Below are 14585 nucleotides of genomic sequence, written 5' to 3'. Positions count from 1 at the left end.
CGCCGTTATCCCGCGCCTGTCGTGTCGCGCAGCTCGTCAAACGGGACGAAGCTGCAATCCCGCAGTTCACGGATCAACGCCACGGCGACCATCCACCGAGTCTTCGGATCACCGTAGGCAAGCTGGGCAGCTTCAGCCGGAACGGGCGCGAACGTGCCTGGCCGATAGACCGTGCCCCAGACACCCACAGCCGCGAACTCTCGAACGCGTATTGCGACAGCACCGCGCTGAAGCGCCGGGCATCGCCGCAGCGAGATCGCAACGCATCGAACACAGATGGGCGGCTCCACCGAGGCCATGCCTTCCGGCCAGCGGGGCCAATCCTCCCGGTGGTCCCGCAGCAGCCACAGAACACCATCCGGCGTTCGGTCGGCCGGTCCCGCGCAGACCTGACACAGAAGCTCGTTCATCGCCTGCCGTTGCCGCGTCGGGTGCACTCTGCCGAACTCCGGTTTGCCTTCCTTCGGCCGTTCAGAGACTTTCTGCCACAGGACACCAAGAGCGTCGCGATCGCCAGGAAGCTCATGGCCGTAGCCGATTCCCAGGCCGCCGGGCCGCACGACCAGGCTGCACTTCAAGTCCTGCTCGGCGGTGCTTGCGGTGACATAGGGCGCGACGATGCGACCGGCTTGAGTGAGGTCCATCCCGGTCACGGCGTCCAAAGCTTCTGCGCTTTGCCGACGACCAGCGTCGGTGCGAGGCGGGTGCCAGGTTCTGGGAGCTCCAGCAGTTTGAAGACGACATCGGCGAGAGTGCCGCTTCGCTCCCACACGATCTCGGCAGGCTGTCCGGTGATGACGCGGATGCGTAGGCCGAGCGCATCACTCTCGTCGCGAACACGGATGCAGTCCCGCCAACCAGCCGGCCAGACCCTGGCACCGTCGAGCACCGCGTTGGGATCGCCGGGATCGTCGATCGGCAGGAAGATCCAGTCCGCTTCGCGGATGAGGATCAGGTACTGGAGGCTGGGAAAGAGCTTTACCGCCTCGGCGTCGGTGAGCGGGCTCATGCCCCGCCCACCGTTGCGCCACAAGCATTGCTGACCGAACACATGCTTGGAACGTAGAACCGTTCCAACATGCCAAGGGGTACAACCTGTACCCCCACCTGATCAGGTCAAGCTGCGATACCGACTCGCTCGCACAGGTCGTGAACGTCCTGCCGTAGTCCGGCCGGCGGGTTGCTGCGCAGGCCGATCAGCATCTCCCGCGCGAACCCGTTGTACTTGATCGTCTCGGGGGCAGTGCGCTCCGAGTGGTTGAGCAGCGCCCACACCGCGTGCCGCTCGCCATGCTGGTCGTGAGCACGGGCAACTTCGATCAGGTGCCGGGCCCGGCGCGGCACCGAAACGATGGTGTCCGGGTCGATCTGGTCAGCTGCGCGCAGTGCCTCCGCAGGACGCCGCAGCTCCACACCGAGCGTTGTTGCGTGCGCGGACATCACGGGACGGCTGAACGACGACTGCGTGTGCCGGTAGCCGATCGGGAGCTCCTGTGCGATGCGGTCCGCGAGTTCCCACGACTCCCAGGCTTGGCCGTGCCGACCGCGGCGAGCGTGGACGTACGCAACCTCGACCTTCAGCGCGCCCCACATACCTCGCCACTCGTCGCCGTTGTCTAGGTAAGGCTCAAGTTCGCGGGTACCGAACGCCGCCACGTCCAGCGCCTCGTCCCAACGGCCGACATCGCGCAACGCCTGGACCTTCGCCCACGCGCCTCCGGCGATCGCGAGTGGGTCGTCGGCTTCCAGCGCTTCGTGCATGGCCCGGTCTGCGACGAGCCACACCAGTTCCGCGGCTGGCTGGTACGCGCAGTAGAAGTCGGCGAGTCGGTACACCCCGGCGAGCACGCGGCGTGCGTCACGGCGTTCCTCACCACGGATGACGCGTACGGCGCGCTGAGCGTCCCGGATCAGGTCGGGGAGGAGCAGGCCGAGCTGTGTGCGGTGATCTGGACTCGCGTGCCGCACTTGCCACGCTTGGTCCAGGCGCACAGCAAGGTGCGCGACGTTCGGTGGACGGGCGTCGCTGGTCAGGTGATAGTCGGTCAACGCGGCCTGCACCGCGGCTAACGCTACGTGCTTCTCGCCAGCGAATACGGAAACCGGCACCGCAAGGCCGTTGCCGGTGAGGTCAGCTAGGTCCTGCACACCGAGTGCGTGCGCGATGCGGAGCAGCATTGCCAGGCGTGGGGCTTGCAGTCGGCCGTTCTCGACTGCCTTGACCCACTCCGCGCTCCTGTCGACCAGGCCGCCGAGGACTGGGCGCGACATGCCGGCACGGTCTCGCGCCCACTTGATGCGCTGCCCGATCGTGGTGTGCGCAGGATCGGGAAAACCCGAGGTCACCATAGGTCCACCTCATCGCCGGGTATGTCCTCGCCGACGCTTCCAGACGGCCAACCGAGGGTCGCGTCCAGCGAGGATGTCACCCGTCAGCTTAGCGTCGGCCGGTTGCGCCAAACATGTCCTGCTTGCGCACGGCTTGCGATTGCTCCGCCTGCTGCAGCTCCTATAAGCGCAGGTGATGAGGCGCGGTCTTCGCTTGCGCAGCGTGTCTGGTTGTTCTGCGTTGCGCCTTGGTGTAAATGACGTTCGACCGGAGGGGATCACGTGACGACTGCACTTCAAGTGGCGCTTGCTGAGCGCACCGATCTCGATCAGTACGGCTCTGCCAAGCGAGCGCTCTTCGCCTTGCAGATGAGTTTGGATATCGAAGATATCCATAGTGTTGCCGCGACAGCGCTTACGGACGGTCCAGATGATAAGTCTTGCGATGTAATTTATGTTGACCGTGATTCTAGGTCAGTTGTGCTAGTGCAGGGTTATGAAAGCGGATCTCCAGATTCGAAAGTTCAGGCGCCACAAGGTAAAGCAGCCTCATTGCACCAGGCTGTAAACTGGCTTTTTGGCGCGCAGCAAGTGAGCGACGTGCCGATGCGACTCCAGAGTGCGTGGCGTGAACTACATGATGCGTTGGACGACGACGCCATTGATGGTGTAGAGATCTGGTTTGTTCACAATCTTCCCGAAAGTAGCCAGATACGTGACGAGCTTGCCGCGGTTGCAACTGCCGCTCATGGGATCGTTGCAAGCCGCCATCCTGGCCGTTCTGTCAACTTTATAGGAAAAGAGTTGGGGCAAGAGACTCTGGAAGATAGGTACAAGGGATCTCAGACGCCTATCTTGGTGACTGACAAATTTCAAATAGAAGTGGCGGGCTCGTTTGTCGAGAGTGGTGACACATGGAGCGCGGTCTGTACTAGCGTCCCAGCTCAGTGGCTGCGTGACGTGTTTAGCGTGCATCAAGATAGGCTCTTCTCTGCGAATATCAGGGGCTATCTCGGAAGTCGTAAATCACAAAACAATATTAATAATGGAATCCAGGAGACTGCTGAGAAAACTCCAGCCCGCTTCTGGGCATACAATAACGGAATAACGGCTATCGTTCATAAATTCGAGCAGCCTTCTTCGGATGTTGTGGAAATAACTGGCCTGGCTATCGTGAATGGTGCTCAGACGACCGGCGCACTAGGGTCGGCCAAGTCTTCCTCCGTGTCAGACGGGCGCCTTATGGCGCGATTTATCAAATGCGAAGATGCGGCAACTGTTCGAGAAATTATTCGGTATAATAACCGGCAGAATCCAACTGAAGCTTCAGATTTCCGAAGCAACGATCGTATTCAGACTCGATTGGTAAAAGAGTTTGAAAAGCTAGGTGTCGCAGGTTATAGCGGAGGTCGCCGTGGTGGCGCTGAAGATGTAATTCGACGCCCTGGGGAAAACCAGATCTCTGCCAGCGTTGCTGCGCAAGCTTTGGCGGCGTTTCATGGCAGGCCTGAAGTCGCTTACCATGAGAAGGGGCAGATCTGGGAGTCTGACAGCGTTTACGGCGCAACTTTTCCTGAGCGAACAGATGCTCGTCACATCATGTTTGTCTACAGCCTGCTTAAAACAGTTGAGCAATACAAAATTAAACTAGGAACAAAAGCCGAGGACAGTCGAACTTCGGCAGAAAAGAGCCTGGTTGCGTGGTTCAGTCTTCGCGGGTCTATATTCTTGGCGGTCTCTGCGGTAAGTAATGCAATGGAGGAATTGCTCAATTACGCCGTGACTGACCGCTACGCACTTAAGTTCTCCAATAGCTATACCGTTGCTGAAGCCATGATCGTCTGGCAACCTGTCGCGTCTGCGATGCTCAAGCTGGCGCCGAGTCTTCTGACCGATCCGCTAAAAGGTGTTGGCGGCTTGAGGAATCGGCCTACTGTGGAGAACGCTCTGTTGAGCTATCGCGGTATTGTTGATGCCACCAAAGACGTCAATTCCGCGATTTATGAGCCTTTCGCGTCGCTTGTGGAGAAGAAGTAGCGGCAATGAAAATAGTCGACCTGCTCGAAGTGAAAATTGAGGGTTCTTTTCATTTGAGGACCCCTCGGTGGGTCGCTATGGTGAGGCAGCTGAAGAATGCCCGCGTCGGGGCGGGCGGGCGGATACTGCGGAGGGCTTTGACGGACAGGGGCACCCCAATCCCGCAGCCTATCCGCCAGGAATCGCAGGTCAGTCTCCATGGTGGGCAGGTGGGATAGCACTCGTACCATGAGTGCCTCCGCAGCCATAGGTAAGCGTTACTGCACGTCAGAACCATATTGCCGCTGTAGGATGTGCCGCCCTGCCGAGGGCTCATGTGGCACGGTTGGCAGGGCAGCTGGTCGCGGGCCGATTGTGCGCGCGAAAATCCTAACTCGGAAGCGGTCGCGAGCCGTACGCTTCCTGCGTGGCAGTTACGACGTGTGGATGGTGCGAGACCAGGGCTCACATGACGCCCTGGGGGCAAGCAGGTGTGATCCCTGAGCGAGTCGGGGACGGTGTCCTGCTCATGGGTGTCTACACCTGCGACGAGTGCAAACACTTCAATATAGGACTCGTCCACGACTCTCGTGGGGCATCAGCTGGTCGTGACTACCACGGCTTCATGGAACGCATGAGCGAGCATCTGCGATGGGTGCCTGCAAAGGGCCAGCCGAAGCCCTTCGACGATGTGCCGGAGCACATCGCGGCAGCCGCGTCTGAAGCACATCAGTGTCACAGCATTGGAGCGCACCGAGCTGCGGTTCAGTTGGCGCGATCAGTGGTTGAGGCTACGGCCAAGGAAAAGGGCATCACTACAGGGCAGCTCGTTGCCAAGATCGATCAGATGCAGGCTCAAGGCCTGCTGCGTGCCCACATCACGGAAGCAGCTCACGAGATCCGTCATCTGGGGAACGAGATGGCGCATGGCGACTTCGTGCAGCCCGTGACGGACGAGGAATCAGAGGAGATCCTTGGTCTGATGGGCGAGATTCTGCATGAGGTGTTCCAGTCACCAGCGCGCGTAGCAAGACGGCAGCAGGCCCGCCTCTCACGAGGACAGCTATAACTGCGCACGGTTTAGGTGGGTTGACGCGGACATGAAAATGGACGCGGCGCCTGGAGCACGCGGTCTGTGCGACTGCTTGCCTCCTTCCCTGAAGTGCGCGTGCAAAGGAGCTGCGCAGGTCGCTGTGCCTGCTGCGGCGACGGCCTACCTATGAGTCCACCCTTGCCGAACCGGTGCCGAAACCGTGCCTGTAGGCTCTATAGAACCAGGTCAAGCGTGGTGGGTGCGGAGGTCTGTAAATCCGTCGCGAAAGCTACAGAGGTTCGAATCCTCTACCCGCCACGCATGATCGATGGGCCTCTGACCGGACTGGTCAGGGGCCCATCGTCGTACCGTCGTTCGGACCGAGGGGGATCTCAGTGCGCACGCAGATGGCTACCGAAGCCGGCCGGACAACGGCACCGAGCGAGGACCGCGCGCTCGTCGGCCCGAACCTGCTCGCCGTGCTCGACGGCGTGACGGCGAAGCCCGAGACCGGGTGTGAGCACGGGGTCGGCTGGTTCGCCGACCAGTTGTCCGCGGAGATCTTGCGCTTTGCCCACCTCGAGCCGGTCGTGGCGCTGAAGGAAGCGATCGCGCAGGCCGCTGAGCTGCACTCCGGTACGTGCGACCTCGATCATCCGGACTCGCCGAGCGTGGCGATCGCGATGGTGCAGACCAAGGGTGACGTGCTGCGGTACCTCGTGCTTGGGGATGCCACGGTCGTGGTCGACACCAAGAGCGAGTTGCTCGTGGTCAGCGATACGCAGACGAAGCGCACGGCCGGTGCGAAGGCTGATGACGTCGAGCACGCGCTCACCGGTGAGGTGCCGTTGTCGGACGTTCGGCGCGTTGCGGTCCTGTCCGACGGGGCTGCTCGTGCGGTCGACCTGTTCAATCTCTTCGATTGGCGACAGGCGCTCGAACTGATGGCGGCTAACGGGCCCGACGACCTCATCCGCAGAATGCGCGCGGTCGAAAAGGAAGACGCCAAGGCCGTCGATTGGCCTCGCAAGAAGATTTCTGACGACGCCACTGTCGTCTATCTCGACCGGTGACGTTCTCGGCGCTGGACGACGTGCTGCGCACCGCGGCGAGCGTCCGGGTCCGCGAGATCGACTGGTATGGCGAGATCGTCGTCGACCTGACGCGTCCAGGTGTGCTCGACGGCCTGCGTGCGGCCATGGCGGTGGAATCGTTGCCGGGTGCCGTGTGTGCGTGCGCCGGCCAGGTGCGGTTCGAGTTCTTCGGCGTGCTGGGCGAGCGCCTCACTGAGGTCGTTCTGCACGGCAGCAGCGCGATCGACTGGCACGGGTACTACGGCTTTGCGAGCCTTCCGGACGGCCTGTTGTTGCGTTGGCTGGACGAACACGGCATGGCGAACCCCTTGCGGAGCGGCAGGGAGCGGCCGGAGTGGCTGGCATGGGAGGCGGCGATGCCGCCCGCGCTGCAGGAGATGGCCGGGGATCTTGTCGGCCACTGGGAGATGGCCGCCGACTCCAAGCACGTGGTCGAGGCCCGCGAACGGATGCGGAGCGTCGAGCCCGTGACCGGCGTCCTGCAGTTGCTGGCGTGGTGCGCGGCCGGTATCGGTAGCCAGGCGAAATCGCCGCCGTACGAGGACGTTCCCGGACTGGTCCTGCGCGACGTGCCGATCGCGGAGATCGTCGCAGCCCTCCAAAGCGATCAGGCCGACGAACGCCACGACGCGGGCGCGGCTCGCATCCTGTTGGTGGACAAGAGCCGCATCAAGCAACGGATGGACGTCGCCCGCCTGCCCGGACCGCTGCGGATTCGGGTGCGGGAGGCTGCTGCGGCCCGTGGTTATGAGCTGCCGCACTGGGCCGAGCGCCTGCTGCTCAATGCCTAGGAGCCGGCTCGACGCCTCGGCGGCGTGCGATCGCCTGCATGTTCTCCTCGCCCCAGTCGCCCAAAGCGAGCAGCGCCTCGTTCAGGCGCACGCCCAGTGGCGTCAGTGAGTACTCGACGCGGGGCGGTACCTCGTGGAACACCTCGCGGTGCACGATCTCGTCGGCTTCCATCTCGCGCAGCACCTGGATGAGCATCTTCTCGCTGATGCCCGACACGGATCGGCGCAGTTCGCCGGTGCGCACGGGGCCGTGGTGCAGCGCCCAGAGGATCAGTGCCTTCCAGCGGCCGCCGATCACGTCGATCGCCGCGTCGAGACCGCAGGCGTACTGCCGAGGCTTCATCCAGGATCCTTACCAAAAAGTGGGTACCTGACAAAATAGTAGGTACTTGTCGTCCAGTCAGTGCTGGAACGAGCATTCACGGCATGGGGATCAAGAAAACCGTGAGCGTGCTCGGCCTGGGCCGGATGGGCAGCGCGCTGGCGAAGGCCCTCGTCGAAGAGGGCTGCGAAGTGACCGTGTGGAACAGGTCTGGGGACAAGCCGACGCCGGCAGGCGCCAAAAGAGCCACGACACCACAAGAAGCGTTCAAGAGCGACGTCGTCGTCACGTGTCTGTCCACTTACGACGTTCAGCAGCCGTTGCTCACCAACGAGATCAAGACGCTGGTCAGCCTGACGTCCGGTACGCCTGAGCAGGCTCGTGCCACCGCGCAGTGGGCGAAGGCCAACGGGGTCGAGTACGTCGACGGCGTGATCATGGCCGTGCCGCAGCAGATCGGTACGGGACAAGCGCGGATCCTGTTCAGCGGCAATGAGAACCACCACGTGCTCCAAGCCTTCGGCGAACCCGTTCACCTCGGCGAGGACGCCGGCCTGGCCGCGCTGTACGACCTGGCGTTGCTCGGCGTCATGTGGTCGGTGTTCGGCGGCTACCTGCAGGCCCTCGCGCTGGTCGGCAGCGCGGGCATCGCGCCAGGGAAGTTCACGCCGCTCGCCACCGACTGGCTCGCCACGGTGGCCACGTTCCTGCCCGAGATGGGGGCGGTGACGCAGAGCAGGAACTACGAGACCGACGTGTCCGCGCTGGACATCAACGTGTCCGGTCTGCGGCTGCTCACCGAGGCCAACAGCGAGCAAGGCCTCGACACCACCATTCCGCAGGCCCTGCACGACCTGTTCGAACGCGCTCAGAGCAACGGCCACGGCGCGCACAGCATCGCGAGCGTCATCGAGGAGATCCGGAAGTGAAGTACCTGGGCAAGAAGGCCGTCGTCACGGGCGGCACGCACGGCATGGGGCGTGCGACGGTCGAGATGCTGATCGAGAACGGCGTCGAGGTCGTGCTGACCGGCCGCACGACCGACAAGGCAGAGGGCCTGAAAGCCCACGCCATCGCGTCGGACGCGGCGGACCTCAACGACATCGCCGGGCTCAGAACCGAAGTCGCGCAACGGCTGAAGGACATCGACCTGCTGTTCGTCAACGTCGGTTTCTCCACCCTCACGCCGTTCGCCGAGACCACCGAGGCCGACTACGACCGCACGTTCGACGTGAACACCAAGGGCGCGTTCTTCACCGCCCAGCACCTGGCGCCCCTGATCAAGGACGGCGGCTCGATCGTCTTCACGACGAGCGTCGCGACGGTCCTGGGGTCGCCGGGCCTGAGCGTCTACGCGGGCGCGAAGGCGGCGGTGCGGGCGTTCGCGCGCGGGCTCGCGGCGGAGCTGGCGCCGCGGAACGTCCGGGTCAACGTCGTCAGCCCCGGTTTCATCGACACCCCGTCGATGGGCGTCACGGGCGTGCCGGACGAGATCCTCCAGCAGTTCAAGGAGGAGGGCGATCGCATCACGCCGCTCAAGCGTCACGGCTCGATGGACGAGGTGGCGAGCGCCGTGCTGTTCCTGGCGTTCGAGGCCACGTTCACCACGGGTGCGGAGTTCGCGGTCGACGGCGGACTCGGCCAGGGGATCAGCGCCTAGAAATCTTCGGGCAACCTGTCACACCTTCGTCGTTCGCCGGGTCGAGAGGGCAGAAGACGACGAAGGAGAACGAAGATGAGGATCGCCAACCCGATCACGTCCGTGCCCGGCGCGATGAAGGCGCTGCTGGACCTGTCGGAAGCCGCGGCGAGGACGGGTCTGGACGGGGACTACGTCGAGTTGATCTGCCTGCGGGTCAGCATCATGAACGGCTGCGGCATGTGCATCGACTACCACACCAAGCTGCTGCGCCAGGCGAACGTGGCGGACGAGAAGGTCTACGCCGTCGCGGGGTGGCGGGACGTGCCGTACTACAGCGACGCCGAGAAGGCCGGGTTCGCGCTCGCCGAGCAGATCACCCACGTGCACGTGAGCGACGAAGTGTGGAACGAGGCCGCCAAGCACTACAGCGAGGAGGAGCTCGCGGGCCTCGTGATCGCCATCGGCGCGATCAACCTGTGGAACCGCATGAACGTCGCTACGCAGCAGAAGGTCGCCTGAAGGAAGTTGAAGCCGGCGCGCAAGAGCTTCCTCTCTCTTGCGTGCCGGCTTCAGCGCGGAGCATACCCCATGTCGAACAGATGTTCGATCACCGGGCGATCAACACGCCGATCAGATCGCGGCGAGTGCCGCCCGGCCGTCGTCGGTCAGTTCCGCGCAGACGCGAAGGCCGAAGCTCGTTGGCTGCGAAGGGCGCAGCAGTCCCGCGTGCATGAGGTCGTGCGTCGCCATCTGGTCGCAGCAGGGCAGTCCGTCGACGTACAGATCGGGTTCGACCCCGCCTGTGACCTCGGCGCGTCCCGCGGCGACAGCCCGCAGCATCGCTCTCGCTCTTCCGCTGAGTTCCATCTCGACCCCCCAGGAGTGTTCGAATCCGCTAACCCCTTTGTCGATATAGAGGCCGGATTCGTTCCACAAGTACGGGTTCGTTTGGGTTCTTCGCTTGTGTGAACGGGTAGATCATGTCCCACTAGGCCGTTCGGGTTGCGAAGACACGCCGGAAGAAGAGCGCAACGCGGGGCGGCGAGCCCAGGTCGTCCAGCGCGGCCGGTAGCCGTTCGAGTACCAGAACGGCGTCGAGCGCGGGTTCGGCAGAGCGTGGTGGAGCAGCGTCGACGCCACGCCGGCGGTGTCCAGAACGGCGTGCGCGTGCGCCGCGAGAGCGCTGCCCGCCCCGCTGCCCCGCACGTCCGGCCGGACGCCGAGATGCCCGAGGTACGCGAACGGGCGCGTTGAGGCGAACCGCTCCACCCACCCCGCGTCCTGCGGCATGTCGACGTAGATCATGCCGACGGGCGTGTCGTCCTGGACGGCGAGCCACATCGCCTCGTGGTCGCGGCCGAGCACCTCGGCCAGCGCGGTCCGCAGGTGCTCCGCGGTGTTGGCGCGTTCGGTGACCAGACCGAACGCCGCGTCGTACCGGACGGTGTGCATGTTCAGTTCGACGGCGACGTCCAGATCGGCCGAAGTCGCGGGGCGGACGAGCACAGTGGACGGTCGCGCCGCGGGGGCACGTCCGGCGAGCCGTTCGGCGATCACCGTGAGCGGCGCGAAGCCGTGGTGGATCAACGGCAGCGCCGCCGCGGTCTCGTGGCTCGGCACGGTCACGATCGCCAGGGTCTCCGGGTCGTCCAGGCCGGTGAGCCGGGGCTCCCACTCGTCGAGCAACGCCGGCAGGTCGCAGCCGGGCTGCCAGGTCAGGCTGTGCGTGCGCCGGGCGCCCCAGGTGAGGAGGAGGGAGTCCGGATCTGTCTCGCGGTAGGAGAAGGTCTCGGTCACGCCCCATCTGAGCATGGCAGGGTCGGGCTGTGGAGATCTTCGTCGTGGATTCGTTCACCGACCGGCCCTTCGCGGGCAACCCCGCGGGGGTCGTGCTCCTCACCGAACCGCGCGACGACGCGTGGATGCAGCAGGTCGCCGCCGAGATGAAGCACGCCGAGACGGCCTTCGTCACCCCGGACAACCACCTCCGCTGGTTCACGCCCGAGGTCGAGGTGGACCTCTGCGGGCACGCCACCCTCGCCACCGCGCACGTCCTGGGCGGAGAGCAGGCGTTCACCACGCGTAGCGGGGTGCTCACATGCACAAATGACGACGGGTGGATACGGATGGACTTCCCCGCGGACCCACCAGAGTTGACTGACCCGCCAATCGGTCTAGCGGAAGCGCTGCCACATGCGACGATCAAGTCCGTGTCGCGCGGGCGCTTCGACTTCCTGATCGAGTTGGGGAGTGCCGCGGAAGTCCGTTCCGTGCGACCTGATGTCCAAGGACTGGCACAAATATCGTCACGCGGAGTAATCGTGACGGCCGCCGGCGACGGCGACGCGGACATCGTCAGCCGGTGCTTCTATCCGGGCGTCGGCGTCCCGGAGGACCCCGTCACCGGATCGGCCCACTGCACCCTTGCGTCCTATTGGGTGCCTCGGCTCAAGCGGGCTGACCTGCTGGCGGAGCAGGCCTCGCCCCGCGGAGGGTTCGTCAGGGCGACCCTCGCGCAAGATCGCGTACTGCTCTCGGGGCAGGCCGTGACAGTGCTCCGGGGGCACCTCGTCGAGTAGCCACGTCTGGGTGAATCGATGTCACTAGACGTGCTCGACCTGCCATTTCGTCCCCCGAGCGGGGTACATTGGTGCCCCTGGAGGGGTCCTGATCGCCAAGTGCGGGACCCCTCAGTCACGCCTAGAGGTTCCCCCACCCAGGCCGACGAGGAGGCTGGATGTCCGACCGAGCGTCGGCCCCCGTGTCGGACTCGGCCGCCTGGTCGGCCAAGTCGACCAACCGCGCGTTCAGCGCGTTCGCCGTCACCCTCCTGGTGGCAGGCGTCGTCTGCGCGGGCATGGTCGCTGTCTGGCTGCCGGAGAGGGAGACGACCTCCCTGTTCTGGATCGGCCCTCTACTCGTCGTCGGCTTTCTGCTGGCGGAACAGCTCGCGATCAACGTCGACGTCCGCAGCGGCGTCGCGTGGACGATCTCCTTCACCGAGATCCCGCTGGTCCTGGGCCTGCTGGTAGCGCCGTTCGAGATCGTTCTCGCCGCGCACGTGGTCGCCGGGGTGGGCACGTTGCTCGGCAGGCGGATCCTCGACAGGGCCGTCTACAACGCGGGCCTCATGTTCATGGAGATCTCCGTGGCGTTCGCCGCCGCCGAGGCCGTGAACCGGATGATCGGCGCCGGCGGTCCGTTCTGGGCGGGCGCGTTCGTCGGAACCATCACCGTGCCGCTCCTCGCGAGCGTGCTGGGCCTCTGCGCGTTGCGTCTCATGGGCAAGTCGATGCGCGTCGGCAACAGCCTGCGTCTCGTGCTGCAGACGCTGGTCGTGGCGCTGCTGAACACCTCGATCGGCCTCGTCGGCTACCAGATCGTCGCCACCACCGAGTGGGGCGGCGTCCTCATCATCCTGGTGCTCGCGGGCATCGTGGCCACCTACCTCGCCTACTCCGGACTGCTGCGCGAACAGCGCGACCTGGAGGCGCTGAGCGAGGTCAGCCTCCGTGTCGCGAGGTCGGGACAGCACGGCACCGGCCCGCGCCAGCCCGACGACGACCTCACCACGGGCGTCGAAGAGGACGAGTGGCAGCTCATCGCGGAACGCATCCGCGAGCAGCTCAACGCCAACAGGGTCGTGCTGCGCCTGCGCACCGACCCGCAGGAAGCCATGATCACCCTCGTCGCCGGCGAACCGCTGCCCGACGAGATGACCGCGACGGACCCGCGTGCCGTCCGCGAAGACCCGGTGCTGCAACTGCCGGGCACGCACGTCCGCTACTACCGCGTGGCCGACGCGACCGAGGACGTCACGGAGGCTTTGCTGCGCCGCGACGCGCAGGAAGCGCTCGTCGTACCGTTGCGCGGCGCGACCCAGCTCCTCGGTGCCGTCGAGGCCCACGACCGGCTGTCCCGCTGGCGTGGTTTCGGCAAGGCCGACATCCAGCTGCTGCGCACCCTCGCCTCACACCTCGCGACGGCCGTCGACAACCGCCGCCTGCTCGCTCGTCTGCGCCACGACGCCTACCACGACCCGCTGACCGGCCTGCTGAACCGGCCGGGCTTCCGCGAGGCGTGCGCGGAGCCGTTGCGCGAGTCCACCAGCGGTGTCGTGTTGCGCATCGACCTCGACATCCTGTCGACCGTCTCTGACGCGCTGGGCCAGGCCTGGGGCAACCGGATGGTCGTCGCCGCCGGACGCCGGCTGCGCGACGCTCTCGGAGCCGACGTGCCGCTGGCTCGCCTGGAGGGTGGCGCGTTCGCCGCGTACCTCGACGACGAGCGTGCAGCCACCGCCCACGAGACCGCGGAACGCTTGCGGGCAGGGCTTTCCGTGCCGTATCCCGTCGACCGGCTGACCGTCGAGGCCTCCGCGGTCGTGGGGTACGCGTCCAAGGCGGACTCCGAGACCGAGGACCCGGACCCCGACGCGTTGCTGCAACGCGCTGATGTCGCCGTGCGCGCGACGTCCGAGGGCACGCCGGTGAAGGCCTACGCGCCGTCGATGGGCCACCTGTTCCTGCGCCGCTTCCAGCTCGTCACGCAGTTCCGCCAGGCCGTCGAGACCGGCCAGATCTCGGTGCACTACCAGCCGAAGGTCGCCCTGCCGTCACGCCAGGTCGTGGGCGCGGAAGCGTTGGTGCGCTGGACACATCCGGAGTTCGGCCGCGTCGACCCGGACGAGTTCGTGCCCGCCGTCGAGGCCACCGGTCTCGTAGACGTGCTGACGGACTTCGTGATGGATCGGGCTCTTGAACGCGTGCGCCGCTGGCTCGACCGCGGGCTGCGGATGTCCATCGCGGTCAACCTGTCGGTTCGCACGCTGGGCGACGAGGACTTCCCGAACCGCGTCGAGGCCGCGCTGGAGCGCCACGACGTGCCGTCGGGCCTGTTGACCTTCGAACTCACCGAGTCGGGCGTCATGGCCGATCCTGAGCGCGCTCTGCCGGTGCTGCGGCGCCTGCACGCGATCGGTGTCGTGCTGGCGGTCGACGACTTCGGCACGGGCTATTCGTCGCTCGCGTACCTGCGCCAGCTGCCGGTCGACGAGGTGAAGATCGACAAGTCGTTCGTGCTCGGAATGGGCACGGATCTCGGCGACATGGCCGTGGTCCGGTCGATCGTGGAGCTCGGGCACTCGCTCGGCCTCGTGGTCGTGGCGGAGGGCGTGGAGGACGACGCCGCACGGGATCAGTTGGTGGGCATGGGTTGCGACGTGGCCCAGGGCTACCTGATCTCCAGGCCGCTGTCCGAAGATCGCTTCGAGGCCTGGCTGCGCGCCCGAACGGTGCAGGTCAGGGGTGCTCGCGATGAGACGGTGCTCACGCTGGTGCACTAAAGGCACCCCCGGATT

Annotated in this window: 15 protein-coding genes; 9 read left to right on the top strand and 6 right to left on the bottom strand. The window is 65.2% G+C overall.

What is annotated here, in order from left to right; translation table 11 throughout:
- Positions 1-5: 5 nt before the first annotated feature.
- The 3 genes from ACH413_RS23720 to ACH413_RS23710 all read right to left on the bottom strand — a co-directional run bounded on the left by ACH413_RS23720 (position 6) and on the right by ACH413_RS23710 (position 2349).
- Positions 6-653, bottom strand: coding sequence for a hypothetical protein (locus tag ACH413_RS23720; RefSeq protein WP_360047072.1), 648 nt, complete (start codon positions 651-653; stop codon positions 6-8).
- Positions 650-1009 (bottom strand): hypothetical protein, encoded by a 360-nt coding sequence (locus ACH413_RS23715; protein WP_360047073.1) that lies wholly within the window; start codon positions 1007-1009, stop codon positions 650-652. Before ACH413_RS23715 ends, ACH413_RS23720 begins: the two co-directional genes overlap by 4 nt.
- Before the next feature lie 107 nt (positions 1010-1116).
- Entirely contained in the window at positions 1117-2349 is a 1233-nt protein-coding gene (locus ACH413_RS23710) for a helix-turn-helix transcriptional regulator (protein WP_360047074.1), read from the bottom strand.
- A gap of 261 nt (positions 2350-2610) precedes the next feature.
- On the opposite strand from ACH413_RS23710, the gene ACH413_RS23705 reads away from it, so the two are divergent.
- The 4 genes from ACH413_RS23705 to ACH413_RS23690 all read left to right on the top strand — a co-directional run bounded on the left by ACH413_RS23705 (position 2611) and on the right by ACH413_RS23690 (position 7262).
- Complete coding sequence (locus tag ACH413_RS23705; RefSeq protein ID WP_360047075.1) at positions 2611-4365, top strand: AIPR family protein; 1755 nt, start codon at positions 2611-2613, stop codon at positions 4363-4365.
- A gap of 613 nt (positions 4366-4978) precedes the next feature.
- A complete protein-coding gene (locus tag ACH413_RS23700) occupies positions 4979-5413 on the top strand; it encodes a DUF4145 domain-containing protein (protein WP_360047076.1) in 435 nt (144 codons plus the stop codon).
- Positions 5414-5784: 371 nt separating this feature from the next.
- Positions 5785-6450 carry a protein phosphatase 2C domain-containing protein gene (locus ACH413_RS23695; RefSeq protein ID WP_360047094.1) on the top strand — a complete coding sequence of 222 codons (666 nt, stop codon included), beginning with the start codon at positions 5785-5787 and terminating at the stop codon, positions 6448-6450.
- Positions 6447-7262, top strand: a complete 816-nt coding sequence (locus tag ACH413_RS23690; protein WP_360047077.1) for a hypothetical protein — start codon at positions 6447-6449, stop codon at positions 7260-7262. The genes ACH413_RS23695 and ACH413_RS23690 overlap by 4 nt, the downstream gene beginning before the upstream one ends.
- Here the strand turns inward: ACH413_RS23690 and ACH413_RS23685 are convergent.
- Positions 7252-7605 carry a helix-turn-helix domain-containing protein gene (locus ACH413_RS23685; RefSeq protein ID WP_360047078.1) on the bottom strand — a complete coding sequence of 118 codons (354 nt, stop codon included), beginning with the start codon at positions 7603-7605 and terminating at the stop codon, positions 7252-7254. The genes ACH413_RS23690 and ACH413_RS23685 overlap by 11 nt on opposite strands.
- An 83-nt stretch (positions 7606-7688) precedes the next feature.
- Between ACH413_RS23685 and ACH413_RS23680 the strand changes: the two genes are divergently transcribed.
- The 3 genes from ACH413_RS23680 to ACH413_RS23670 all read left to right on the top strand — a co-directional run bounded on the left by ACH413_RS23680 (position 7689) and on the right by ACH413_RS23670 (position 9745).
- The gene (locus ACH413_RS23680; RefSeq protein WP_360047079.1) at positions 7689-8513 is read left to right on the top strand and encodes an NAD(P)-binding domain-containing protein; all 825 of its coding nucleotides are present in this window, start codon (positions 7689-7691) and stop codon (positions 8511-8513) included.
- Positions 8510-9244: an SDR family oxidoreductase gene (locus ACH413_RS23675; RefSeq protein ID WP_360047080.1), complete on the top strand. Its 735-nt coding sequence runs from the start codon at positions 8510-8512 to the stop codon at positions 9242-9244. The genes ACH413_RS23680 and ACH413_RS23675 overlap by 4 nt, the downstream gene beginning before the upstream one ends.
- A 75-nt stretch (positions 9245-9319) precedes the next feature.
- Positions 9320-9745: a carboxymuconolactone decarboxylase family protein gene (locus ACH413_RS23670; protein ID WP_360047081.1), complete on the top strand. Its 426-nt coding sequence runs from the start codon at positions 9320-9322 to the stop codon at positions 9743-9745.
- 111 nt (positions 9746-9856) lie between these two features.
- On the opposite strand, the gene ACH413_RS23665 is transcribed toward ACH413_RS23670, so the two are convergent.
- Both ACH413_RS23665 and ACH413_RS23660 read right to left on the bottom strand, forming a co-directional pair.
- Positions 9857-10066 carry a hypothetical protein gene (locus ACH413_RS23665; protein WP_360047082.1) on the bottom strand — a complete coding sequence of 70 codons (210 nt, stop codon included), beginning with the start codon at positions 10064-10066 and terminating at the stop codon, positions 9857-9859.
- 138 nt (positions 10067-10204) lie between these two features.
- Positions 10205-11023 (bottom strand): GNAT family N-acetyltransferase, encoded by an 819-nt coding sequence (locus tag ACH413_RS23660; protein WP_360047083.1) that lies wholly within the window; start codon positions 11021-11023, stop codon positions 10205-10207.
- Between the two features lie 29 nt (positions 11024-11052).
- Here ACH413_RS23660 and ACH413_RS23655 point away from each other — a divergent pair, with 29 nt between their 5' ends.
- Both ACH413_RS23655 and ACH413_RS23650 read left to right on the top strand, forming a co-directional pair.
- A complete protein-coding gene (locus tag ACH413_RS23655; protein ID WP_360047084.1) occupies positions 11053-11805 on the top strand; it encodes a PhzF family phenazine biosynthesis protein in 753 nt (250 codons plus the stop codon).
- 158 nt (positions 11806-11963) lie between these two features.
- A complete protein-coding gene (locus tag ACH413_RS23650; RefSeq protein ID WP_360047085.1) occupies positions 11964-14570 on the top strand; it encodes an EAL domain-containing protein in 2607 nt (868 codons plus the stop codon).
- The last annotated feature ends 15 nt before the right edge of the window (positions 14571-14585 follow it).

Origin of the sequence: Lentzea sp. NPDC020367, assembly GCF_044387305.1 — a bacterium.
GTDB lineage: Bacteria > Actinomycetota > Actinomycetes > Mycobacteriales > Pseudonocardiaceae > Lentzea.
Note: the sequence above shows the minus strand (reverse complement) of the source record. Positions and strands in the feature narration are given on the sequence as shown.

What these genes read in the sequence shown, in the direction of transcription:
- ACH413_RS23715 (WP_360047073.1), bottom strand. Translation starts at nt 1,009, where the DNA reads ATGAGCCCGCTCACCGACGCCGAGGCGGTAAAGCTCTTTCCCAGCCTC.
- ACH413_RS23710 (WP_360047074.1), bottom strand. Translation starts at nt 2,349, where the DNA reads ATGGTGACCTCGGGTTTTCCCGATCCTGCGCACACCACGATCGGGCAG.
- ACH413_RS23700 (WP_360047076.1), top strand. Translation starts at nt 4,979, where the DNA reads ATGAGCGAGCATCTGCGATGGGTGCCTGCAAAGGGCCAGCCGAAGCCC.
- ACH413_RS23695 (WP_360047094.1), top strand. Translation starts at nt 5,785, where the DNA reads ATGGCTACCGAAGCCGGCCGGACAACGGCACCGAGCGAGGACCGCGCG.
- ACH413_RS23685 (WP_360047078.1), bottom strand. Translation starts at nt 7,605, where the DNA reads ATGAAGCCTCGGCAGTACGCCTGCGGTCTCGACGCGGCGATCGACGTG.
- ACH413_RS23680 (WP_360047079.1), top strand. Translation starts at nt 7,689, where the DNA reads ATGGGGATCAAGAAAACCGTGAGCGTGCTCGGCCTGGGCCGGATGGGC.
- ACH413_RS23670 (WP_360047081.1), top strand. Translation starts at nt 9,320, where the DNA reads ATGAGGATCGCCAACCCGATCACGTCCGTGCCCGGCGCGATGAAGGCG.
- ACH413_RS23665 (WP_360047082.1), bottom strand. Translation starts at nt 10,066, where the DNA reads ATGCTGCGGGCTGTCGCCGCGGGACGCGCCGAGGTCACAGGCGGGGTC.
- ACH413_RS23650 (WP_360047085.1), top strand. Translation starts at nt 11,964, where the DNA reads ATGTCCGACCGAGCGTCGGCCCCCGTGTCGGACTCGGCCGCCTGGTCG.